The organism is Gelidibacter japonicus, assembly GCF_010725055.1.
Taxonomy (GTDB): Bacteria; Bacteroidota; Bacteroidia; order Flavobacteriales; family Flavobacteriaceae; genus Gelidibacter; species Gelidibacter japonicus.
Window position 1 is genome coordinate 242414 of record NZ_BJKB01000002.1, and the last position, 24178, is coordinate 266591.

A 24178-nucleotide genomic window follows, 5' to 3' on the forward strand; every position below is an offset into this window, starting at 1 on the left:
ATCAGATTAGTTAAATCGTCGACAAATTAAGAATTTTAAACACGAATTTCACGGAATGTCATAAATTTCTATAAGGGTCTCAATATCACAAATCGGATAAACCATTTGAATACGACTTTTGTTCTCTCATATTCAGTAAATTTGCAAAAGCAAAACACCACTCATCTGTGAATAAAGAAATAACCAGCGTTCAAAACCCTTATATCAAAGAGCTCTATCAGCTCAAAGAAAAGTCCAGGGACCGTAAAAAATCGGGATTGTTTTTAATTGAAGGGGCACGCGAAATTGGCTTGGCCATCAAAGGCGATTATCAGCTTGAAACTATCTTGTATTATCCTGAGTTATGCTCTGAAACACAGCTCAACAGTCTAACCACCCAGCAACAAACGACAATAGAAATATCCAAGGAGGTCTATCAAAAACTGGCACACAGGGACACGACGGAGGGTGTGATTGCCGTGGCCCAAACCAAATCACACGATTTAAAAAACATTGTATTCAAGTCAGAAAGCCCCTTAATTCTGGTTGCGGAAGCCCCTGAAAAGCCTGGGAATATCGGCGCAATTTTAAGAACCGCAGATGCGGCCAATGTGGATGCAGTGATCATTGCCAATCCGAAAACCGATTTGTACAATCCCAATATCATCCGCAGTAGCGTGGGCTGTATTTTCACCAATCAGATTGCCATGGGTTCTACTTCTGAAATTATTGCATTCTTAAAAGAAAAGCAGATCTCCATTTATTGCGCTGCCTTACAAGCATCAGAAGTGTACACCACACAGGATTTCACAAAAGCAACCGCCATTGTGATGGGCACTGAGGCGACAGGTTTGAGTGACGAATGGCTGCAACAATCCACTCAAAACATCATTATTCCCATGCAGGGCGAAATTGATAGTATGAACGTGTCCGTTGCCGCAGGAATCCTTATTTTTGAAGCCAAAAGACAACGAAATTTTCTATAAAGAGTCATTGCGAGTGAGGCACGAACGAAGCAATCTCATGATATAAAGAGAAATCACAATTAAACACAAATTCCAAAGGAAAAATCCAACTTGGAGTTTTCCTGATAACTGCCGACTGAAGACTGCCGACTGAAAACTGCTTACTGAAAACTAAAAACATGACACCCACTTCCCTATTCTACATCATCATCGCCATCATTATTATCGATTTTATAGTCGATAAAATTTTGGATGCCTTAAACGCCAAACACTATAACGATCCGATTCCTGAGGAGTTGACTGATGTTTATGATCAGGCAGAATATCAGAAATCGCAGGACTATAAAACCACCAACTATAAATTCGGATTGATCACCTCAACTTTTTCGTTGATAGTCACCCTGGCTTTTTTAGGTTTGGATGGATTTGAGTTTGTCGATACGATTGCACGAAGTTATAGTGACCATAACATCATCATTGCCTTGATCTTTTTTGGCATTATCATGTTGGGTAGCGATCTTCTTAACACGCCTTTCTCCTATTATAAAACTTTTGTTATTGAGGAACGGTTCGGTTTCAATAAGACAACTAAAGCCACCTTTATTTTGGACAAGCTTAAAGGTTTATTGATGATGGCCATTATTGGCGGCGGACTTTTAGCCTTGATTATTTGGTTTTACGAGGTGACCGGAACGTACTTTTGGCTCTATGCTTGGGCATTGGTCGCCCTATTCAGCATTTTTACCAATATGTTTTATGCGCGCCTCATTGTCCCGATATTCAACAAACAGACACCTTTGGAAGCCGGTGAATTAAGGGATAAGATCTCAGAATACGCCAATTCTGTAGGCTTTAATCTCAATAAGATATTTGTCATTGACGGTTCCAAACGCAGCACCAAAGCCAATGCCTATTTTTCAGGATTCGGCAGTGAAAAGCGCGTCACGCTTTACGACACCTTGGTCAACGATTTGGAAGACGAAGAAATTGTGGCCGTTCTGGCACATGAGGTTGGGCATTATAAAAAGAAGCATATTATATTTAATTTGATTGCATCCTTACTACTTACTGGATTGACGCTATTTATCCTCTCCATTTTCATCTCAAATCCTTTATTGTCCCAAGCGCTTGGCGTGGAAACCCCAAGTTTCCATGTCGGATTGATTGCTTTCGGACTGCTCTACTCGCCCATTTCTGAATTGACCGGATTTGTAATGAACCACTTCTCCCGCAAATTCGAGTATCAAGCAGATGATTATGCCAAAAACACGTATAAGAGCGAACCATTAGTGAGTTCCTTAAAAAAGCTTTCTAAAAACAGCCTGAGCAATTTAACGCCGCACCCTGCTTATGTCTGGGTGCATTATTCGCATCCGACGCTATTGGAGCGGGTTAGGAATTTGAGGAGAGAATAGACCACCCAACATTTATGCTAATTTGAAAATTATAAACTATATTGAAGAAGTAAAACACAAAAAGTTTTCATGTCTTTTTTTCAAAATAATTAACTCAGCCTTTGAAAGACTTATAAGCTAATTGTAATCTTCATGAAAAACATTTTACCGACCTTTCTTTTCGGCATTTTCCTTTACTCTTGTTCATCCGCAAAGATTGGAGGTTATAAGACCAAATACTTTAATGAAAACAATGTGGAAATTAGTAAGTCAGAGTTTAAACGAAGTCGTTTGAAAAATAAGTTTTTGGAGATTGAAGGAGATTCAGTTAATCATAAGAAGCTCACTATAAGAGAAAAGCGAGATAAAATAAATAACAGAAAAGCATTGGAAAAATTACTTGAAAAGGAACTCAATCATGAGCTGGAATCCAACAAACCGATTGTTATTATTTATCGTCCTGGAAAAGACCCGTGCAACAGTAGCGGAACAACCGACCAAGGATGGATTCAAAATTGGTTTGGACAACTTGAAGAAGGCTTAAAACAAATTGCGAAAGTTAAACCCATTTATATTTATAAAAATATGAGGGCATTGTTGATTGGAAGAAAGATCCTGAAGGAATTGTTGAAAGTTTATTTTTCGAACATCATTATCCTTGCTCTAGTTTTGTCGTTATTTCCAAAAATGGAGAATGTTTAAGTTATTTTGGAGAGTTTCCAAAAGAATATGTTTGGAAAGCTACTGAAATTATGAATAAATAGATTTATTTAAAATCCGTTAAGATAGGCATCGGCATTAGCTTATTTTTTGAATAGATATGAAAGAAATATTAATAATATTAGGCAGTCCAAATTCACCTTCTGGAAAACTAAGCGATATTTCGCTGAGCCGACTGAATTACTGTGTCAATCATTATCAAACAGGAAACCTCATACTTTGTACGGGAGGCTGGGGCGCACATTTTAACACTTCAGAACATGCACATGCCGCATTGGCAAAACAGTATTTGATTGAAAACGGAATTCCAAGAGAAGTTTTTTTAGATTTTGCCTTGTCAGGAAATACCGTTGAAGATGCCGTAAAAGTCAAAGAAATCCTATCCAAATTAGATAATATTAAGTTGACAATCATTACTTCCGATTACCATGTCAATAGAGTAAAGCTGATTTTTAATGAAATATTGAAAAATTATACGATGGATTTCATTGGTGTGCAAAGTCATTTGGACAAGGATGTATATGATGCATTAGAACGGCATGAAAAAAGCGCCATAGACGCTATTGTAAAAAACGGGCTTTATTATTGATGATGATTCGGATTGAGTAATAGCTCAAAATGAGTTGTAATATCTACGTCGCCACTGTTGGTGTTTCCCACCAACAGTTTCCAAATGCTCCTTACAAACCCCATTACTGATAAAAAAACCCTAAAAACCTTATAAATCTCAGGAGGCTTTATTTTATTGAAACCTCATCCACAAACAGCCAAGCGTCGCCGTTCCGAACATGCCATTCCGGTAATTGACCTCTATTTTTCGCAGTGATCTTTATAAATGAAAGGTTTTGCTTTTCGAAATCAGTTTCGATTCTTTTAATTATGGGGTCTCTGTCCTTTATGGTTTCCAAGCTTTGGTTGTAAACGGTTTGATAGTCTTTCCCATCTTTTGAAATAGCAATAGTGACTTCTGTAGGCAGCATCACCGATGTTGAAGCCAGGTGCTGGAAAAAGTTCAACCCTATATACGACAAGGTAGTTGGTGCGCCTAAATCAATTACCACCTCAAAATCCTTTTGTGGAAGTCCCTGCCAATTGGAATCGTCGCCACGTGGTGTTGCATATTTATTGTCGAACAGTGCCTGGTCACCACCGCCACTGTAACTGGCATCATAAAGGTTAGTGTAGCTTACCTTGGTGTTTTCGGTAAAATCTGTAGAAAACAGCTTTTTTAACGGAAACCCAATTGGTTTTCCATGTCTGAATGTTTGTGCATATACATCAATTGGATCGGAATAACGGATGGGTTCTGAATATATTTCCGAGGTCATTGAAGGCGTCGAGCCATCTAAGGTATATCTGATGTCATAGATGCCGAGCTCATTATTTAATTCAAGTGCATATTCTTTGTTCGCTTTATCATAAGTGACCTCATAATGGGGTGCAACTGCGCTCCACGCAAAATTATAACCCAAGGCGTTTAACCTATCAAAATGAGCATCCATCTTTTTAATGAATTCCTGTTCATTTTTCTGCTCTGGATTGGTCCAAAGCGCCTCAGAAAGCGCAGACAGTCTTGGCAACATCATATATTCAATATGACTCAAGGATTTAATCTGTTCGGTCCAAAGATTGGCCTGTCCACCAAGGATATGATGTCTTTTATCTGCTGCGATATCGTCAGGAATCGGATTAAAATTATACACTGCAAGTAAACTGTTATACCCACCCCAAGATGGTGGTTCAAACTCACTTGTACCTTGATTGTAGTCAAAGTACAGAGGTGAAGCGGGCGACATGACCACATCATGCCCAGCGTTGGCGGCTTCAATTCCGCCTTCAAAGCCTCTCCAAGACATCACGGCAGCTCGTTCTGGCAATCCACCTTCCAATATCTCATCCCAGCCAATCAGTTTTCTGCTTTTAGAATGTACAAACTTCTCCATACGTTTTACAAAATAGCTTTGCAGTTCTTCGCCATTTTGTAAATTCTCGTCTTGCATTCGTTTTTGACATCTCTTGCAATTCAGCCAGGCCTCCTTCCCTACTTCATCCCCACCAATATGCAGATATGCGTAAGGAAACAATTCAACCACTTCGTCAATAATATTCTGTAAAAACTCAAAGGAACCGTCATTCCCTGCACAATAAACGCCTGTGTTTTCGACATCTTCGCAAATAAACTCAGGATAACATTGTAAGGCTGCTTCCGAATGTCCGGGCATTTCAATTTCCGGAATCACATCAATATAACGCTCGGCAGCATAGGCCACAATTTCTTTGATATCGTCTTTGGTATAGTAACCACCATAGACTTCACCTTCACTATCCTTATAAGTGGCCTCAAAGTCTTCCCAAGGTTTTTTATATTCTTTGACTTTTCGCCAAGCTCCTTTTTTAGTCAATTCCGGATATTGATCAATTTGAATTCGCCAACCAATCCCATCCACCAAATGCCAATGCAGCTTGTTCATTTTATGCATGGCCAAAATGTCGATGACTTTTTTAACCGAGTCCTTTTCCAAAAAATGACGCGACACATCCAACATCATGCCTCTCCAACCAAACTCAGGGCCATCTTTAATGTTGACAAAATTAAGTTCAGGCTTATTTATAATCGTTTTTGGGGTCAATAACTGCTTTAAGGTCTGTATCCCATAAAACACGCCTTGATAGGTGTTGGCAGTGATTGAAACACCGGTTTTAGAAACCCCCAATTGATAAGCTTCCTTATCAGTTTCTTTATCGTTTACTACCAATCTAATGGCATTCGATTGGGGTTCTGATGAGATGTCTAAATTCAAATCAAAATTTTCATCCAAAAACGACTTCAATTCAGTAGCCACCCAATTCGCTTCCTTTGAATCCTCGACTACAATAATGGTGTTATCTGTTATTAGAAATGTCCCTTCTTGGTAGTTTATAGAATTAGGTTGGGGAATAATTCCGGTTATTTCAACGGTTTCCTTTTTACAGGAAAACGCCATAAATATAATACAGAACAATAGTGGCTTGAAAAATCTCATCGTTTTAAAATTGAAAATGGAGTGGTTATCTTAAGAGGGTCAAGATAATTAAATTTCACAACAGATCTGTCGTTTAGCGATCTTTCAATCCTACGGATTCTTTGTTACAAGAATATTCTACCGCCTGTTTTATTAAGTAGTTTCCAATAAGTTTCGTATCTTAAGCAGTCCAATAACAACATTCAATTATGAAAAACTTATTTCTTTTATCAACGCTTATTTGTTTCGCGTCGGCCTTTGGTCAGACCAAGATACCAACTGTAGAAAGTCAAATTAAAACAGCGCTCTATGCCTGTCCTGAAATGTATCAAGAGGGTGCGAAAGTTTTGGGCTACAACCAAGAAGGCCAACTTATTACCATACGCGAGGGCAATAATGGGATGGTTTGTCTAGCGGACGATCCCAATAAAGAGCGCATTAGTGTGTCTTGCTACAGTGATAAATTGGAAGCCTATATGGCCAGAGGTCGCGAATTTATCGCTGAAGGAAAAACCGAAGCAGAAAAACGGGAACTCCGTAAAAAAGAAATCGATTCAGAAGCTCTGTTGATGCCCAAAGAACCCGCTGCTGTTTATGTGGTGACCGCCAAACAGGAAGATCACGATTTTGAAAGTGGTGAATTGAAAAACAGTAGAATTCGCTATGTCTTATACAGACCGTATATGACCGCTGAAGAAACCGGATTGCCAACCCAACCGGGGTTGCCAGGCATGCCATGGTTGATGGACGCCAATACCCACCGATCGCATATTATGATTACGCCTGCGGCGGAAAATAAAAACAATTAATTGCTGATGATACCCATTGAGGATAGTGGCAAAATTTGACGTGTGCAATTATGAGAATTTGTAATACCCACATTTTAAATACGCGCCTTCCTTAAAGGTAACGGGATGATCGGTATCATGATAGGTTTTGTCTTGGATTACAAATTGTCGTCCAGTGGAGCGAAGTACCGTTTCGTTGATCTCAAAAAAGTCATCTGCCACTACGCGTGATGAACACGAGGCCAATACCAAAATTCCTTTAGTGGATACCAACTTGGCACCCAATCGCGCCAATTGGGCGTACTTATGTTTTGCAGTAGCTACTTCTTTTTGACTCTTTGCAAACGATGGCGGATCGATAACGACCACATCGTAGGTATTTCCCTCTTCAATTAATTGTTCAAGGATTAAAAATGCATCGCCGTCCAAGGTCAGATGATTGTCCACATACCCATTTAAAGCCGCATTTGAAGTTGCCAGTTCCAAGGCTTGCTTGCTTATATCAACGCTGGTCACTTCTTTGGCTCCACCCGCTAATGCATGTACCGAAAATCCGCCAGCATAAGAAAAAACATCCAGAACGGTTTTGTTTTTGGCCAGAACACCGACTCTCTTTCGGTTTTCGCGATGGTCCAAAAAATAGCCGGTTTTATGACCTTTAATGACATTGGCAGTGAACAAAACACCGTGTTCTACGAATTCTACTTCTTCGTTTTCCAATGTCCCGTATAAAATCATGCCATCCTGTAAGCCAAAATGATTGTGCGCTTGAAGATTACGACTCAATCGCAACACCACAGTTTCAGATCCTGAGACCTCAATCAAGACCTCTAAAATGTCTTTCAAATAAGGAAACCAAACGGCTGAATACAATTTCACAACCATCACATTGGCGTAAACATCCGCAATAAATCCTGGGAAGCCGTCATTTTCACCAAACAACAGGCGGTAACTATTGGTGTTTGTAGCCAACAGTGGTTTTCTTAAAGCGAAGGCTTCGTTTATTTTTTCTGAGAAAAATGGCTTATCAATAGTTTTGCCGCTATAATAATGCAGCATTTTAATTTGGATGGGCGACTCAGGATCGTACAGGCCAACGCCGTACACGTCATTGGATTTCTGTCGGAATAAAATGGCGATATCGCCCGCGTTTCCGGGTTTGTTGATTTTCTCAATATTTTTAGAGAACACCCATGGATGTGCAGATTGCATGATCAGCTTTTCAGCCGCAGGATTTAATTTGACGGCCAAGCGTTGAACTTGGATATTTGGAAGATCATAGTGAAACATATAAAAGGGAAAAACATACAAATTTAGCCTTTTAAGCAGGATTCATCCAACTCCGAAGACAATAATTAAATGTGCAATTGACAGATTGTTTTTTCTATCTCCGTTAAAACGGCAAGCTAATAGATTCTGGATCAACAAAATCCTTGGTATATGGATTTTCAAGAAAACTCAGTCTCGGTCTTTGAGGAGGAAGAATATGATCTTTTTCAATGCCGTAAACCTGCCAGTAATTGGAGAGCAATTGAGCATAGACATCCTCATCCCAGTGCCCGAAATGCGGTGGCTTGCCCGCCTCATCAACTTCTATGGTAATCCTATCGTCAAGATTCTCTATTTTATATTCTGGTGAATATTGCATGATATAATCGGTGTAATGAAATCTTGCGTACAATTCTTCAAATTGGACGGGATGTAAAACGTGACCTTCAATTTTATCGAGGACTTCCTTCTGATTTTCACCGATGACCCCATTATCCTGTAAGCATGCAATAAAACCAAAACCATTCACACCAAAAGAGAACATTAAATTGATGGCATCATCGCGATAGCTGAAAATATCGGCAGAATACTTGAGTGGAAATACGACAATGGTCCACGGTTTTTTACCAACAAAAGATATCGGTTCAATTATAGATTGGAGCATAAGATGAAATTCGCTAAAACGCTTTCTGAGTACTGGTGACAATTGAAACTCCTCACCTTTCCTTAAAAGCACATCTCTCTCATAGACCATTTCGTAGTATAAGAGACCATAGACCATCCTTCCAGTCCATTGAAAAAGCAATTCTTCATCGAGTGCTGCCATGCCTTCATATCCTTTTTTATAGGCCTCCTGGATTTTCAGATCCAAGTCGTCAAAAGCTTTTTTTACTTCAGGAGAACACGGCAATTTGAGATCTTCATAATGATAAGACTTGGCCTTATCCATCATCTCCACGCGTTCATCACCAAATTTAAAATGGGCCATCAGCCATTCCGGGAAAACGGTCATTTTTTCATTGGTCAAGACTCCGGAAAGAAAGCAAAAATGTTCGTCGAAAATCAAATCCTGAAAAGGATTAAAAAGCATTTGGGACATAGATAGTCAGAAAATTAAGGTTTTTTAAGTCTTGCAAAGTTAGCCATAAACTATTGTTTCCGTAATAGATTTTCATCGAAAATTGTATCAAAAATAAAGTCAAGGAACAAATTTAAAAAACTATGTTTAAGATAAAATCGGAATATCTTAATGGATTAACTAATTTTGCAAATTAGATAACAAGTCGTATCTGAGGAGCAATTTTATTCTTTTATATTATTTCTTTGTGAACAAAATTATTTTAGAAAACAAATGAGCTTTCACACCATCATTTCAGAATTTAGAACAAAGCTAGCGAGTCCAGAAACCCAGTCCAGAATTACACCAACGTATATTGACCAGTTTTATAATAAGCTAAACGGCCTTAAGTTTCTGTTTTTCAAAAAATACTACAAAAAATATATTGATAACCTCAATCGGCTGAAACCGGATCCGGAAGACCCAAACCCCGATTGGGCACTTTTACAGGTTGCCATTGCAGAAAGTGAATACAAGCCCACCAGGCCATTCGACATATTGATACATCGTATTAAGTATGACTATGCACTGACCTCAAAATTTTTTATTGCTTACCAGAAAAAGCAAAACTTGAAGAAACTAAATGCGCCGGTAAAAGCTATTAAAGAAGAGACCAAGCCAAAAGCAGAAAAGGAATGGATAAGGGTGCCGATTCCGCGGAGCAGACCAAAGTCATAAGAAAGCCATTAAAATAGTGCTTTTAAAAAAATTCAACGATCCGAAACTATTCTGAAAAGCACAAAACGGTTATTTCACCAAAATGTCTGTTACCTTAATAAAATCGAAAAACTATACTTTCAGTTCCTCGACTTCACTCAGGCAGAGTTTGAATTGGCCATAAAATACTGATTACTTCAGGTCATTAGATGTCATTTCGAAATTGAACCAAACTCTTGGTATTAAAGGGCAACAACGTCATAGGTTTTGAAACACATCATCCCAACTTTCGATCAATATACAAGGAATTCGGACAATTTCCCCTTAAAAAACATTGCTCATTTCTTTTCTTTGTATTACATTTAGTTTATGACAGAAGTTGATATAGAAAAGGAAAATGCTGCTATTGCAAAAGCCTACAAAGAGTTGCTTAAAGTAAGCTACCAAACCCTTACCGTTGCTGATAAAAAATTGATAAGGCAGGCCTTTGATGTGGCTGTTGATGCCCATAAAAATCAACGCCGGAAATCAGGCGAAGCTTATATCTTTCACCCTATTGCAGTGGCAAAAATAGTGGCTCAGGAAATTGGACTGGATGCGACATGTATTGCTGCGGCGCTACTCCATGACGTTGTTGAGGATAACCCAGATTATACCCTCTCTGATATAGAAGAAAAATTTGGCAAGACCGTAGCCCGAATAGTGGATGGATTGACCAAAATTTCATCGTTGAGCAAAGAAGCCGATGTTTCAACCCAAGCAGAAAACTTCAGAAAGATGTTGTTGACGCTCAACGATGATGTACGGGTGATCATCATCAAAATTGCCGACCGACTTCACAACATGCAAACCATGGATTCCATGCGTTCAGACAAACAGGAGAAAATTGCCTCAGAGACCTTGTATATTTATGCACCTCTTGCCCATAGGATTGGACTTTACAATATAAAAAGTGAGCTCGAGGATTTAGGTCTTAAATACACCGAACCTGAGGTATATAATGAGATTCACAATAAAATCAAAGAAAGTAAGGAGGAGCAAGACGCCTATATCAAAGCATTTGCAAAGGTGATACAAGACTCATTGGACAAGGAAGGTCTGAATTACGATATTAAAGGACGTCCAAAGTCCATCTACTCCATCCGAAGAAAAATGCTCAAGCAAGGAGTTTCCTTTGATGAAGTGTATGATAAATTTGCGGTCAGGATCATCTATAAATCGGATTTTGCGAATGAAAAATTTCTCGCTTGGAAAATCTATTCCATTGTAACGGATCATTTTATCCCGAACCCCATCCGACTGCGAGATTGGATTTCTTCACCTAAATCGACAGGATATGAAGCGTTGCACATTACGGTAATGGGGCCAAAAGGACGCTGGGTGGAAGTTCAGATACGAAGTGAGCGTATGAACGAAATCGCAGAAAAAGGCTACGCCGCACATTACAAATATAAAGAGGGACATGCCGAAGATGCTTTGGACACCTGGATTGACAAACTTCAGGAAGCATTGGAAAGCAACGAAACGAATGCGGTCGATTTTGTAGAACAATTTAAGCTCAACCTCTACTCAAAAGAAATTTATGTGTTCACTCCAAAAGGAGAATTGAAATCGCTCCCTAAAGGTGCCACTCCGTTGGATTTTGCGTTTAGTATCCATACTGAAATTGGCATGAAAACGAGAGGGGCAAAAGTCAATGGGAAACTGGTGCCGCTAAGTCATGAGCTGCAAAGTGGCGATCAAGTAGAAATACTGACTTCAGAAAACATTAAACCCAACAGCAATTGGTTGGATTATGCCACTACCGCCAGAGCAAGAAGCAAAATCAAATCGTCCTTAAAAGACGAAAAGAAAGAAGTGGCTGTAGAAGGCAAAGAAATTTTGAGACGAAAACTAAAACAGCTTAAAATTAATTTGAACGAAAAATCCATCAATGAGATGGTGGTCTTCTTCAAGCTAAAAACAAGTTTGGATTTGTTTTATAGAGTGGGTATAGGATCTATTGACAATACCATGCTGAAAGATTTTGCCTCGTCAAGAAGCAATGCTTTTATGAGCTATATCAAAAGCAAGATCCGCAAACCAACGGTGATCCAAAATATTGATAAAGATGAGATTACGGCCAATTATGACAGTTTGGTGTTTGGCAAGGAGGAAGAAAAACTGGACTATAAGCTTTCTGCCTGCTGTAATCCAATCCCTGGAGATGATGTTTTTGGATTTCTAACAATCAACGAAGGTATTAAGGTCCATAAAAAGAACTGTCCAAATGCGTTGAGCCTTCAATCCAACTACGCCTACAGAATCATGCAAGCCAAATGGATTGATTCTTCGCAACAGGAGTTTGCAGCCCAGATTACATTGTCAGGAATTGATAATTTGGGCTTGGTAAACAACATCACCAAGGTCATTTCATCCAATATGCACGTCAACATGAAAAGTATTAGTTTTCAAAGTGATGACGGTGTTTTTTCAGGTAAAATCAATGTCGTGGTCAAAAATAACACCATGTTGAAAAAACTGATGGAGAATCTAAAAAAAATTAACGGGATTGATAAGGTTTTAAGAGTTTAAAAGGTGTAAATTTGCCCCGAAGTTTGGGCATTAATTATGAGTCAAAATACAAAACATAGCAATCAGGAAATAGTTAAGAACGTGTTCACCACATTCCTAGAGGGAAAGGGTCACAGAAAAACACCAGAGCGCTATGCCATACTACAGGAAATTTACGATAATGAAGAGCATTTCGACATAGAATCACTCTATATCAAAATGAAAAACAAAAATTATCGGGTGAGTCGTGCTACGCTTTATAATACCATCGAATTGCTTTTGGAATGTGGTTTGGTGCGTAAACATCAGTTTGGGCAGAATCAGGCACACTATGAGAAGTCTTATTTTGATAAACAACATGATCATGTCATTCTAACGGACACTGGAGAAGTCTATGAGTTTTGCGACCCTAGAATCCAATCCATCAAAAAAACGATAGAAGAGGTTTTTGATATCTCCATCACCAACCATTCCCTATACTTTTACGGAACAAAAAACGAACCACCTAAAGAATCTTAAAAATGGCAGTAGATTTACTACTAGGATTACAATGGGGTGACGAAGGCAAAGGAAAAATTGTCGATGTACTCACCTCAAAATACGATATTATTGCGCGCTTTCAAGGAGGCCCAAACGCAGGACACACATTGGTATTTAATGGTAAAAAACATGTTCTGCACACCATTCCATCAGGAATATTTCACGAAAACACGGTCAATTTAGTAGGTAACGGTGTTGTGATTGATCCTGTTATTTTCAATAAAGAACTGGATAAACTTGAAGAGCAACAAGTGGATTATCGAAAATCCTTGTTGATATCGCGTAAGGCCCACATTATCCTTCCAACGCATCGTTTGCTTGATGCGGCAAGTGAAGCCTCCAAAGGTAAAGCCAAAATTGGCTCCACACTTAAAGGAATTGGCCCAACCTACATGGATAAAACCGGTAGAAACGGGATTAGAGTTGGAGATATTGAATTGGCCGATTGGAAAAAGAAATATCGCGCCTTGGCCGATAAGCATGAAGCCATGATTGCGTTTTACAATGTGGACGTACAGTATAACCTGAAAGAAATGGAGCATGAGTTCTTCAAATCCATCGAAGTATTGAAAACCTTGACCTTTATAGACTCTGAGGAATACCTGCACCAAGCCCATAAGGAAGGAAAAACTATTTTGGCAGAAGGCGCCCAAGGTTCTTTATTGGATATCGATTTTGGAACCTATCCTTTTGTTACCTCTTCCAACACAACGGCCGCAGGAGCCTGTACAGGTTTAGGGATCGCACCTAATAAAATTGGTGAGGTCTTTGGTATTTTTAAAGCCTATACCACACGAGTAGGATCAGGACCCTTCCCAACTGAATTGTTTGATGAAATTGGTGAAACCATGGGCCGCGTGGGCAATGAATTTGGTGCTACAACAGGGCGCTCACGTCGGTGTGGCTGGTTAGATCTGGTTGCCTTGCGCTATGCGTGTCAAGTGAATGGCGTCACCAAGTTAATAATGATGAAGGGCGATGTGCTTTCAGGATTCAAAACCTTAAAAGTATGCACCGCATATAATTACAAAGGTGACATCATACACCATTTACCATACAATATAGAATCAGAGAACGTAACGCCAATCTATACTGATTTTAAGGGCTGGAACGAAGATTTGACTGAAATGACTGATGCTTCCGACATGCCACAGCCGTTATTGGAGTATATCGAGTTTTTAGAAAAAGAACTTGAAATTCCAATCACCATTGTTTCTGTGGGCCCAGATAGAAAGCAGACGATTATACGCTAAGTTTCATGAACCTGCCCGTATTTACGGGTGGGTTTCATATAATTCTACGGATTAAGACCTAATCATAATAGCGAAAGAGGCTATCAAATGGAAATCACGGCATTCGTAAAATTGGAGCCTAAAAATTATTGATACGTAACATTTATGTACTTAAATTAATGTTAACGTAAAATTATGCTTAATATAAAGAGTTACTTTTGAAAATCATCTGTTACGCATTGAGAGCATTATCTATTTTTTTCATTTTATTTTTTTGCTTAGGTTTTTCTGCGGTTGCGCAAACTGAAAAACTCAAGAAAATCCGTGTTGAATATTCAGGTTTTGTCGATTCCGACAGCCTTAGAGGTCCTGGGGTCTCCGTTTTCACAAGAGATAATACCCAACAGGTCCACTTTACCCATGAAGGCATTAATTTATGGTGTGATCAGGCCGTGTATTATGAGAAGGAAGATTTTATTGAAGCCTATAGCAATGTGGTCATGATACAAGGCGATACCATAAACATGAGTGCCAAGTACGCTGAATATAGCGGTAAAACCCAATTGGCGTTTGCGAGTGGCGATGTAGTGCTGACGGAACCAAAATCGGTTTTGACTACAGACACACTCTATTTTGACCGAATCAAGCAGCAGGCCTTTTACCAAAGCAAAGGCAAAGTAGTCAGAGATACCTCCGGAACCATTACCAGTCAAATTGGTCGCTATTATATGAACAGCAAAAAATACCAATTTGTAAAGAATGTGGTTTTGGTCAATCCAGAATACACTTTAAATACCGAACATCTCGACTTTTATACTGAAACAGGTCATGCGTATCTTTATGGCCCTACCACCATTGTCGGCGAATCCAACACCATTTATGCTGAACGCGGGTTTTATGATACCAATAATGACACGGGCTATTTTGTTAAAAATTCGAAAATCAATTATGAAAATCGGGTTTTTGAAGGAGATAGCATGTATTTCGATAGAAAAATCAACTTTGCCTCTGCAACCAACAATATTAAGGTCACAGACACTATTAACAACAGTTTGGTACGTGGGCATTATGCAGAAGTGTGGCGTGCAAAAGACTCGGTTTTCATCACTAAACGTGCTTTGGCCATAACCGTTCAGGAAAACGATTCCATTTATATGCATAGTGATACTATAATGGTCACCGGAAAACCGGAACATCGCATCACAAGAGCCTATTACAATGCTAAAATATTTAAAAGCGATTTAAGTGGGAAAGCAGATTCCATTCATGCCGACCATAAGTCTGGATTGACGCAACTAATCAATTTGGCACGCTTTTCCACTACTGATGCCTTTACCGTTAAACGGAGGCCTATTCTTTGGAATCTGGACAATCAGATGACGGGTGATACCATCCATCTTATTTCAAATCCCAAAACTGAACAACTGGACTCGCTCTTGGTGTTTGATAATGCCTTTTTGATCAGTAAGGACACTCTTAATGCTGGATATAATCAAATCAAGGGACAGCGGTTGATCGGATTGTTTAAGGACAACGATCTTTATAATGTGGATATCATCAAAAATGCCGAAGTCATTAATTATTCAAGAGATGACAATCAGGAATTGATAGGGATCAACAAATCAAAATCAGGAAAAATCAATCTTAAAATTGAGGACGAATATAAAATTATCACGCTCATTGATCAAATAGATGGCGAGATTTGGCCAGAATCGCTATTTCCAGAAAACGCAAGAAAATTGCGAGGTTTTGACTGGCGAGAAGAAGAGCGTCCAAAAAGTGTTGACGATTTATTTAAAGACGATCCACCGTTGGTATTACCCATAATCAAAGGTTTAGACGATTATATTCCTCAAGAAGATTTCTTTGACGACGCTTTATTACAGCGTGTGGAAGACGCAAAACCTAAGGACGCCAAGAAAGAGGACGAACAGAAAGCGTCGCGTAACATCCCACAAGCTGTGATTAAAAAAGCAGATTCGTCAAAAGTAAAGACTTTGCAAAAACCCAGGAAAGAAGATAATTGACATGACAAGTGATTTTTTAGCTTACCAAGCCCAGACCACACCACATCCTTTAGCCATGGAAGTCTCACATGCTGAAGGCTGTTATGTTTATGACACCAATAATAAAGCTCATCTCGATTTTGTAGCAGGAGTTTCGGCATGCAGTTTAGGACATCGGCATCCAAAAGTTGTGCAGGCCATCAAAGACCAATTGGACAAATACATGCACGTCATGGTCTATGGGGAATACATCCAGGAACCTTCAGTAGAACTTGCCAAGCTATTGGCCGAACATTTGCCAAAATCCTTAGATTGTACCTACCTTGTCAATTCTGGCACCGAAGCCATTGAAGGCGCTTTAAAACTAGCACGTCGTGCCACTGGCAGAAGTCAGATTATCGCAGCACATCATGCCTATCACGGCAATACCATGGGGTCCATGAGTGTCATGGGTTACGAAGAACGTAAACAGGCCTTCAGACCTTTAATACCAGATGTTGACTTTATCCACTTCAACAATAAAGAAGATTTAAATCAGATCACACCAAAAACAGCCGCTGTGATCTTAGAAACCATTCAAGGTGGTGCAGGCTTTATTGAACCTTATGATAACTACTTGACTAAAGTTCGAACCCGCTGTGATGAAGTGGGGGCCTTGCTCATATTGGATGAAATACAACCAGGAATAGGACGTACCGGAAAGTTGTTTGGTTTTGAACACTACAATTGCATTCCAGATATTTTAGTCACCGGAAAAGGACTTGGGGGCGGCATGCCAATTGGCGCGTTTACTTCATCCAAAGCCATGATGCACACCTTGCAGGATGCTCCTAAACTGGGACATATTACGACCTTTGGCGGCCATCCGGTAATTGCTGCTGCTGCGCTAGCCACTGTAAAAGAAATTACGGAAAGCAATTTAATGGCTGAAGCTTTAAAAAAAGAGCAGCTCTTCAGAAAACTATTGGTACATCCGTTGATTACCGATATTAGAGGCCGTGGTCTCATGTTAGCGGCGATGACACCATCAGCAGAGATAACAAATCAAGTCATTTTGAAAGCGCAAAATAGAGGTTTAATCCTGTTTTGGTTACTTTTTGAGCCAAAAGCGATTCGGTTAACCCCACCGTTAACCATTACAAATACCGAAATCATCGAGGGCTGTCAGCATATCATCTCTATTTTGGATGAAATTTCATAATAAATGCTTAAGTTTGCAGCAATCATAACTTACTGTTAACCAATTAACAACCCAAACTATTGAGGATGTTACGCTGGCAATGTTAACTAATTTGTTGAAAACATTCGCCTTAATTATCCCTTTTCTCTCAGGATAACGTTACATTTATTTGAACGAACAATACAAAGTGCTTATGGAGTTTAGTCAATATGACGACGACAATAATTATTCGCTGACCAAGTTTGAATCCATGCTAAAAACAAATAACGTGTTGTTTTTTGATTCAGGCGAGTTTGAAAATATCATTCAGTTCTATTTTGAAAACGGCAAAATTGCACTCGCAAAGAAAGCTGTCAAATTAGGCTTGGAGCAGCACCCGTCATCCATAACCCTCAGACTTTTTCAAGTTGAAATTTATATTCTAGAAGACAAGTTGCCCCAGGCAGAAAAGCTTTTGGATGCACTCCATGTTCTAGAACCTTCCAATGAGGAAATCTATATTCAAAAGGCCAGTGTCCTATCAAAACGCGATGAACACCAAAAAGCTATTGATACGCTGAAAATCGCTTTAAAACTAATAGATTCGGAAGAAGACGAAGCTGATTTGCATGCTTTAATTGGCATGGAATACCTCTTTATGGATCAATTTGACAATGCCAAATCCCATTTTATAAAATGTTTGGAGTTGGATATGGAAGATTATTCTGCGCTTTATAATATTATCTATTGTTTTGAATTTTTAGACCTACACGATGAAGCCATTGATTTTTTAAACCGCTATTTGGATAAGAATCCTTATTGCGAAGTAGCTTGGCATCAATTGGGCAGGCAGTATTTCACTTTAAAAGATTATAAAAAGGCGTTGACGGCCTTTGATTTCGCCATTATTTCTGACGACACCTTTGTAGGCGCCTATCTTGAAAAGGGGAAAGTATTGGAAAAGATGAAGAAGTATAACGAGGCCATTGAAAATTACAACATGACCTTGGCACTTGATGAGCCCACTTCCTTTGCTTTATTGAGAATTGGAAATTGTTATGAGAAATTGCATTCTGATGATTTAGCCGTTCAATACTACTTTAAAACGGTCCACGAAGATCCGTTATTAGACAAAGGATGGATCGCCATTACCAAGTTTTACAATAGAAAGAAAAATTACCACAAAGCACTTTACTATATCAACAAAGCCATTAATATTGATGACGACAACGTCAGGTATTGGAAACTGTACGCCCAAATCAACCACCGTTTGAACTTTATTGAAGAAGCAGAACGCGGCTATAAAAAAACGTTGGATCTTGGTAATTACGAATTGGACACTTGGCTCGCAAGGGCTGATGTGCTTATTAAATTAGGTGAATATGAAGCAGCAGCACTCAACCTCATTCAAGCTGCTGAATTTTATCCTGAAACTGCAGAGATTGAATACCGATTGGCCGGAATTTATTTCACTCTTTTGGAAAATGAAAAAGCCCAATACCACCTCAAAAACGGGTGGCTTCTCAATTCAGAATTCTCCTTTATTTTAGAGGAATTGTTCCCGATGATTGCAAAACATCAAATGGTGCTCAATATTATTTCAAATTCCAAAAAAACCTCCAAGTAAAATTATATATCTTTACGCTTCTCATATGATCGATTAAAGATGCAAAGACGCTTATCAGATTACCTATTCATTTCACTTAAAGGAGTAGCAATGGGAGCAGCAGACGCTGTTCCGGGGGTCTCAGGCGGCACCATCGCCTTTATTTCCGGTATTTATGAAGAATTAATAACCACTATTAGTGGCGTCAATTTGAGCCTATTGACCACGCTTAGAAAGAGTGGGTTTTCTGCATTTTGGAAGCAGCTTAATGGAAATTTCTTAGTAGCCCTGCTCACAGGCATCCTGATCAGTTTTGTCTCTTTTATGCGACTTGCCAAATATTTGATTGAGGAGCATCCCATATTGATATGGTCGTTTTTTTTCGGACTCATTGTAGCCAGTATCTTCTTTGTAGGAAAACAGATTAAAACGTGGAACTTAGGTACCATCGTCTCGCTTATTCTTGGAACATTGGCGGCGTATTATATCACCACTTTATCTTCAATGGCCAATAACGACAGTACTCTATTTTTGTTTTTTGCCGGGGCTATCGCAATATGCGCCATGATTTTACCTGGAATCTCTGGATCTTTCATCCTGGTCATTCTAGGGGCCTACAAAACATTAAGTGATGCCCTTCACGATTTTGATTTTAAAAGAATCGCCATTTTTGCAGTTGGGGCATTGATTGGGTTATTAAGTTTCAGTCGCGTTTTAAAATGGTTGTTCAAACACTATAAAAACACCACTTTAGCTGTGTTGACCGGTTTTATTTTCGGTTCACTCAACAAAATATGGCCCTGGAAAGAGACATTGACTGTTTTGGAAAAATCTACTGGGCAGACCATTCCGGTTTCGCAAATCACTGATTATGGTACGATTGAAGTCTATCAACGACAAATCAATAACTTTGAGTCCTTCAAGATGGTTTCAGAAAAAAGTGTCTTGCCATTTCATTATTCGGAAATCAATAACACAATTGATCCACAGATAGGCTTGGCAGTAGGCCTTATGGTCGTAGGATTTTTAACGATTTTCATACTTGAGAGAATAGGCACCAAAACTTCATAAATGCAGAGCACCAGAACTTATAAAGATAAGCTTTTCCTGTTCATCAAGGGCTTGGCCATGGGAGCGGCCAACAAGGTTCCCGGAGTTTCTGGTGGGGTCGTTGCCTTTGTGGCTGGGTTTTATGAAGAATTTATCTATTCACTCCAAAAGATAAACAAAACCGCGTTCAAACTCCTATTTAATGGACGGTTCAAAAGCTTTTTTCACTACATCAACGGACGTTTTTTGGGATTGCTCTTTTTAGGTATGGTGGTGAGCTATTTTAGTGTTTCAAAAATTCTGGATTATTTTCTTGTCCATTCTGAACTGTATGTATGGAGCCTGTTCTTTGGCATGATCATCGGCTCCATTTACTATATCAACAAAGATTTTAACGACTGGAATTACCAAACCTTAATCTCCCTTGCCATCGGTATTATTTTGGGCGTGGCCATCAGTTTTTTGGATCCTGCGAAAGAAAACGATAACCTTTTTTTCGTATTTTTCTGTGGTATCATTAGTGTATCGGGGATGACTTTGCCTGGTTTCTCTGGGTCTTTTATCCTGATCTTATTGGGTAATTATGTTTTATTGCTGGTCGATTCTGTCAATGCGCTTTCCGACACCTTTTACGAGATCATTGTAGGCGATTTAAGTGTATTTCAGAATTCTGAGAGAATTAGAATGCTCAAGGTATTGGTTGTTTTTACGTTGGGCTCAGTTACCGGGTTGGTTACCTTTTCACACATGCTCAGTTATATTCTTAAGCACTACAAAAGTATTACCATAGCTTCCATTATTGGTTTTATTGTTGGTTCTTTGGGAGTGGTTTGGCCATGGAAAGAAACTATTTATAGGATGACGGACGAGGGTGGATTTATCTATGACTCAACTGGCAAGAAAGTGGTTTTAAATTATGAACGATTTATTCCGCAGCTAAACACTGAAACCTATTTGGCAATTATATATATTGCCGTCGGAATTGCCATTGTTTTAGGGCTGGAATGGTATGGAAAAAAAACAAGAAAAATAAATGTCTAGATTCGGTCTGGTTGGTAAGAATATCGCATATTCATTTTCAAAAGCTCATTTTACTACGAAGTTTGAAAATGAGAATCTACCTTATTCCTATGAGAACTTTGATATCAAAAATATCTCCCAATTTCCAAAAATCCTTCATGAAAACCATGATATTTTGGGACTTAATGTCACCATTCCTTATAAAGAACAGGTGATCCCCTATTTGGATGGACTTCATAAAACAGCCTCCGAAATTGGTGCAGTCAACACCATAAAGTTTTATCCTTCAGGAAAGACAAAAGGTTTCAATACGGATTACTACGGATTTATGAAATCCATCAAGCCGTTTCTGAAACCACATCATACCCATGCCTTAATCTTGGGTACCGGAGGAGCGTCGAAAGCTATTGCCTATGCCTTAAAAAAACTACATATCAATTTTGATTATGTGTCGAGAAGTCCAAACCCTAAGGCCAAGTTTCTATATTCTAATTTAACGGAGGATATTATAAAAAACCATCAGATCATTATCAACTGTACACCTATTGGTACCCACCCGAATGTCAATGTTTGTCCAGACATCCCGTACGATGGAATTAACGATGAACACCTACTTTTCGATTTGATCTACAATCCTATTCTAACCAAATTCTTGATGTGTGGTGAAATACAAGGTGCCACCATCTGCAACGGTTCTAAGATGTTGGAATACCAGGCCGAAAAAGCTTGGGAGATCTGGACCAAATAACCAAAATATCCTAAAATTAGCTTTCTCTTTTGTAATCTAAGGTGTTGTTAGTATATTTACTTGCTTACAATAGCAAGAAATTTAATCATTATGACAATGTCAGAGAAAGATAACCTGCAAAATGCAGATGGAAATGAAATTTTAAAAAAAGAGGTCATTTCACCTGAAGAACCAGTTGCAAATGACCAAAGCTTACCAAGCGACGATATCACTACAACCCAAAATACTGAATCATCAGTTACACAAGAGGATAGTGACGACAAGCTTGAGCAGACAGCTCCTGAAACAACAGAACCTGAAGCTATTACCAAAACACCTTCTACCGAATCGAATGATGCTGAAACTGAAAAAACCAGTTCAGAAGAAATCCCAGCAAAGAAGAAGGATGCCTATGTAGAAGAAATTGAAGAATCCAACGCTGAAGATGCTGAGGATGACAGCAATGTTGAGCGTCACAATTTGGAGGAGAAAGATTATCATTCCATGTCGATGGAACAATTGGCAGACGAATTTGAAAGTTTGATGAAAAACAAAAAGATTCAAACTATCAAATCACATGTTGAAGAGATCAGAACAGAATTTAACTCTAAGTTTTCAGAAATACTTGAGGAAAAGAAAGATGATTTTTTAAGTGAGGGTGGTGATGAGATTGACTTCTTCTATACCAGTCCGATTAAAAAACGTTTCAATTCCATTTACAACGATTATAGGAATAAACTGAATGCTTATTATAAGACTCTTGAGACCAATCTGAAATCCAATTTAGAGAATAGGTTACGCATTATTGAAGACATCAAAGGGCTTCTCAATGTAGAAGAGAATATCAATACCACCTATAAACATTTTAAGGACTTACAGGAAGAATGGCGAAATGCAGGGCCAATTCCAAGGGACAAGTACAATAATGCTTGGAATACTTACCACCATCATGTGGAGATTTTCTATGACTTTCTGCACCTCAATCGCGATTTACGCGACATGGATTTCAAACATAATCTTGAGCAAAAACTTAAAATCATAGAGCGCGCCGAAGAATTGGCTAAAGATGACAATTCCAATAGAGCATTCAGAGAATTACAGGTGCTTCACAAAATGTGGAAAGAAGATTTAGGGCCTGTTGACAAAGAACACAGAGAAGCTATTTGGGAGCGTTTTAGTAATGCTACTAAAATTATTCACGATAAACGGCAAGCGTATTATGCCGATGTTGACAAAGCGCATGAAGCCAATCTTCAAAAGAAGGAAGCCATCATTGCTAAAATTGAAGAAGTAGCCAAAGATGAAGTAAGCTCACATCAGGCATGGCAAAATAAAATTAAGGTGATTGAAGGCCTGCGTACTGAGTTTTTTAACGCTGGTAAAGTACCAATTAAAGTCAATGAAGCTACTTGGGCTAAATTTAAAAGTGCAGTAAGGTCTTTCAATAAAAAGAAAAACACATTTTATAAAAACCTGAAAAAAGACCAGTACACTAACTTACAAAAGAAATTGGAGCTGATTAAAATAGCTGAGGACAATAAAGATAGTGACGACTTTGAAACTGTCACTCCGTTGATGAAAAAAATCCAAAGCGATTGGAAACATATTGGACATGTGCCGAGAAAAGACAGCGACAAAATCTGGAAGCGTTTTAAGGCGGCTTGTAACCATTATTTTGACAAGGTCAATGCTGAACGCAATGCTGCCAACAAAGATCAAGTAGACGCATTTGAAAAGAAAACAAAACTTCTTGATGAGTTAAAAGACTTGAAATTAAGTGGTGAGCCAGAACAAGATCTTGAGACCATCAAACAAAAAACCGAAGAGTGGAATGCCTTAGGTCAAGTGCCACAAAACAAGCGTTTCATTGAAAATAAATTCAGCAAAACCGTAGATGGTCTGTTCAATAATTTAAAGCTGGACAAGTCTGAGGTTGAAATGATCAAATTTGAAAACAAACTAGAACATCTTTCGCAACCAGATGATACCAGACTGTTGGACAACGAACACCACTTTATCCGTAAAAAAATAGACGAAGTGAAAGGTGAACTCAATCAGCTTGAAAACAATCTGCAATTCTTCTCGAATATAGATGAGAGCAATCCTTTGGTCAGAGATGTGTTGAAAAACATTGAAAACCATAAAGAAAACTTGGCAATGTGGGAAGAGAAGTTCAAAAAACTGAAGGAGTTGTATTAACAATATCGTTTTTATAGAGAAAGAAAGTCCATTTTTCGTATTGAAAAATGGACTTTCCTTTTTGGTCCTTTCTGAAGGATAGAATTGTGTTCTTTGAGATTGTATTTCCCATCAAGACATGTGATTTTTTTAAAAGAACCTTATAATATAAACAGATTAAAATTCAAACAACTTGCTCAGAATCTAAAAATTGAA

The 24178-nt window shown here is 38.7% G+C and carries 19 protein-coding genes; 16 read left to right on the forward strand and 3 right to left on the reverse strand.

What is annotated here, in order from left to right; genetic code table 11:
* Positions 1-167: 167 nt before the first annotated feature.
* The 4 genes from G6N06_RS03015 to G6N06_RS03030 all read left to right on the forward strand — a co-directional run bounded on the left by G6N06_RS03015 (position 168) and on the right by G6N06_RS03030 (position 3647).
* Positions 168-965 (forward strand): TrmH family RNA methyltransferase, encoded by a 798-nt coding sequence (locus tag G6N06_RS03015; protein WP_163514579.1) that lies wholly within the window; start codon positions 168-170, stop codon positions 963-965.
* 158 nt (positions 966-1123) lie between these two features.
* On the forward strand, positions 1124-2359 hold the full coding sequence (locus G6N06_RS03020; protein ID WP_163514580.1) for a M48 family metallopeptidase: 1236 nt from the start codon (positions 1124-1126) through the stop codon (positions 2357-2359).
* Positions 2360-2491: 132 nt separating this feature from the next.
* Positions 2492-3040, forward strand: a complete 549-nt coding sequence (locus G6N06_RS03025; RefSeq protein WP_163514581.1) for a hypothetical protein — start codon at positions 2492-2494, stop codon at positions 3038-3040.
* A gap of 118 nt (positions 3041-3158) precedes the next feature.
* Positions 3159-3647, forward strand: coding sequence for a YdcF family protein (locus G6N06_RS03030; RefSeq protein WP_163514582.1), 489 nt, complete (start codon positions 3159-3161; stop codon positions 3645-3647).
* Between the two features lie 148 nt (positions 3648-3795).
* On the opposite strand, the gene G6N06_RS03035 is transcribed toward G6N06_RS03030, so the two are convergent.
* Positions 3796-6081 (reverse strand): glycoside hydrolase family 20 protein, encoded by a 2286-nt coding sequence (locus tag G6N06_RS03035; RefSeq protein ID WP_163514583.1) that lies wholly within the window; start codon positions 6079-6081, stop codon positions 3796-3798.
* 188 nt (positions 6082-6269) lie between these two features.
* Here G6N06_RS03035 and G6N06_RS03040 point away from each other — a divergent pair, with 188 nt between their 5' ends.
* The gene (locus tag G6N06_RS03040) at positions 6270-6869 is read left to right on the forward strand and encodes a hypothetical protein (RefSeq protein WP_163514584.1); all 600 of its coding nucleotides are present in this window, start codon (positions 6270-6272) and stop codon (positions 6867-6869) included.
* Between the two features lie 48 nt (positions 6870-6917).
* On the opposite strand, the gene G6N06_RS03045 is transcribed toward G6N06_RS03040, so the two are convergent.
* Both G6N06_RS03045 and G6N06_RS03050 read right to left on the reverse strand, forming a co-directional pair.
* Positions 6918-8138, reverse strand: a complete 1221-nt coding sequence (locus G6N06_RS03045) for a class I SAM-dependent rRNA methyltransferase (RefSeq protein WP_163514585.1) — start codon at positions 8136-8138, stop codon at positions 6918-6920.
* Between the two features lie 103 nt (positions 8139-8241).
* Complete coding sequence (locus G6N06_RS03050) at positions 8242-9216, reverse strand: hypothetical protein (protein ID WP_163514586.1); 975 nt, start codon at positions 9214-9216, stop codon at positions 8242-8244.
* Between the two features lie 252 nt (positions 9217-9468).
* Between G6N06_RS03050 and G6N06_RS03055 the strand changes: the two genes are divergently transcribed.
* The 11 genes from G6N06_RS03055 to G6N06_RS03105 all read left to right on the forward strand — a co-directional run bounded on the left by G6N06_RS03055 (position 9469) and on the right by G6N06_RS03105 (position 23983).
* Positions 9469-9912, forward strand: coding sequence for a hypothetical protein (locus tag G6N06_RS03055; protein ID WP_163514587.1), 444 nt, complete (start codon positions 9469-9471; stop codon positions 9910-9912).
* Positions 9913-10260: 348 nt separating this feature from the next.
* Positions 10261-12465, forward strand: a complete 2205-nt coding sequence (locus tag G6N06_RS03060; RefSeq protein ID WP_163514588.1) for a RelA/SpoT family protein — start codon at positions 10261-10263, stop codon at positions 12463-12465.
* Positions 12466-12501: 36 nt separating this feature from the next.
* On the forward strand, positions 12502-12963 hold the full coding sequence (locus tag G6N06_RS03065) for a Fur family transcriptional regulator (protein ID WP_163514589.1): 462 nt from the start codon (positions 12502-12504) through the stop codon (positions 12961-12963).
* Between the two features lie 2 nt (positions 12964-12965).
* On the forward strand, positions 12966-14237 hold the full coding sequence (locus tag G6N06_RS03070) for an adenylosuccinate synthase (protein WP_163514590.1): 1272 nt from the start codon (positions 12966-12968) through the stop codon (positions 14235-14237).
* 197 nt (positions 14238-14434) lie between these two features.
* Positions 14435-16243, forward strand: coding sequence for an OstA-like protein (locus G6N06_RS03075; protein WP_240337955.1), 1809 nt, complete (start codon positions 14435-14437; stop codon positions 16241-16243).
* A 1-nt stretch (position 16244) separates the two neighbouring features.
* Entirely contained in the window at positions 16245-17423 is a 1179-nt protein-coding gene (locus tag G6N06_RS03080) for an aspartate aminotransferase family protein (protein ID WP_163514591.1), read from the forward strand.
* 172 nt (positions 17424-17595) lie between these two features.
* Positions 17596-19008, forward strand: coding sequence for a tetratricopeptide repeat protein (locus G6N06_RS03085; protein WP_163514592.1), 1413 nt, complete (start codon positions 17596-17598; stop codon positions 19006-19008).
* Positions 19009-19047: 39 nt separating this feature from the next.
* Positions 19048-20058: a DUF368 domain-containing protein gene (locus tag G6N06_RS03090; protein ID WP_163514593.1), complete on the forward strand. Its 1011-nt coding sequence runs from the start codon at positions 19048-19050 to the stop codon at positions 20056-20058.
* On the forward strand, positions 20059-21078 hold the full coding sequence (locus tag G6N06_RS03095; protein ID WP_163514594.1) for a DUF368 domain-containing protein: 1020 nt from the start codon (positions 20059-20061) through the stop codon (positions 21076-21078).
* Positions 21071-21805 carry a shikimate dehydrogenase family protein gene (locus G6N06_RS03100; protein WP_163514595.1) on the forward strand — a complete coding sequence of 245 codons (735 nt, stop codon included), beginning with the start codon at positions 21071-21073 and terminating at the stop codon, positions 21803-21805. Before G6N06_RS03095 ends, G6N06_RS03100 begins: the two co-directional genes overlap by 8 nt.
* A gap of 96 nt (positions 21806-21901) precedes the next feature.
* Positions 21902-23983, forward strand: coding sequence for a DUF349 domain-containing protein (locus tag G6N06_RS03105; RefSeq protein WP_163514596.1), 2082 nt, complete (start codon positions 21902-21904; stop codon positions 23981-23983).
* Positions 23984-24178: the final 195 nt, after the last annotated feature.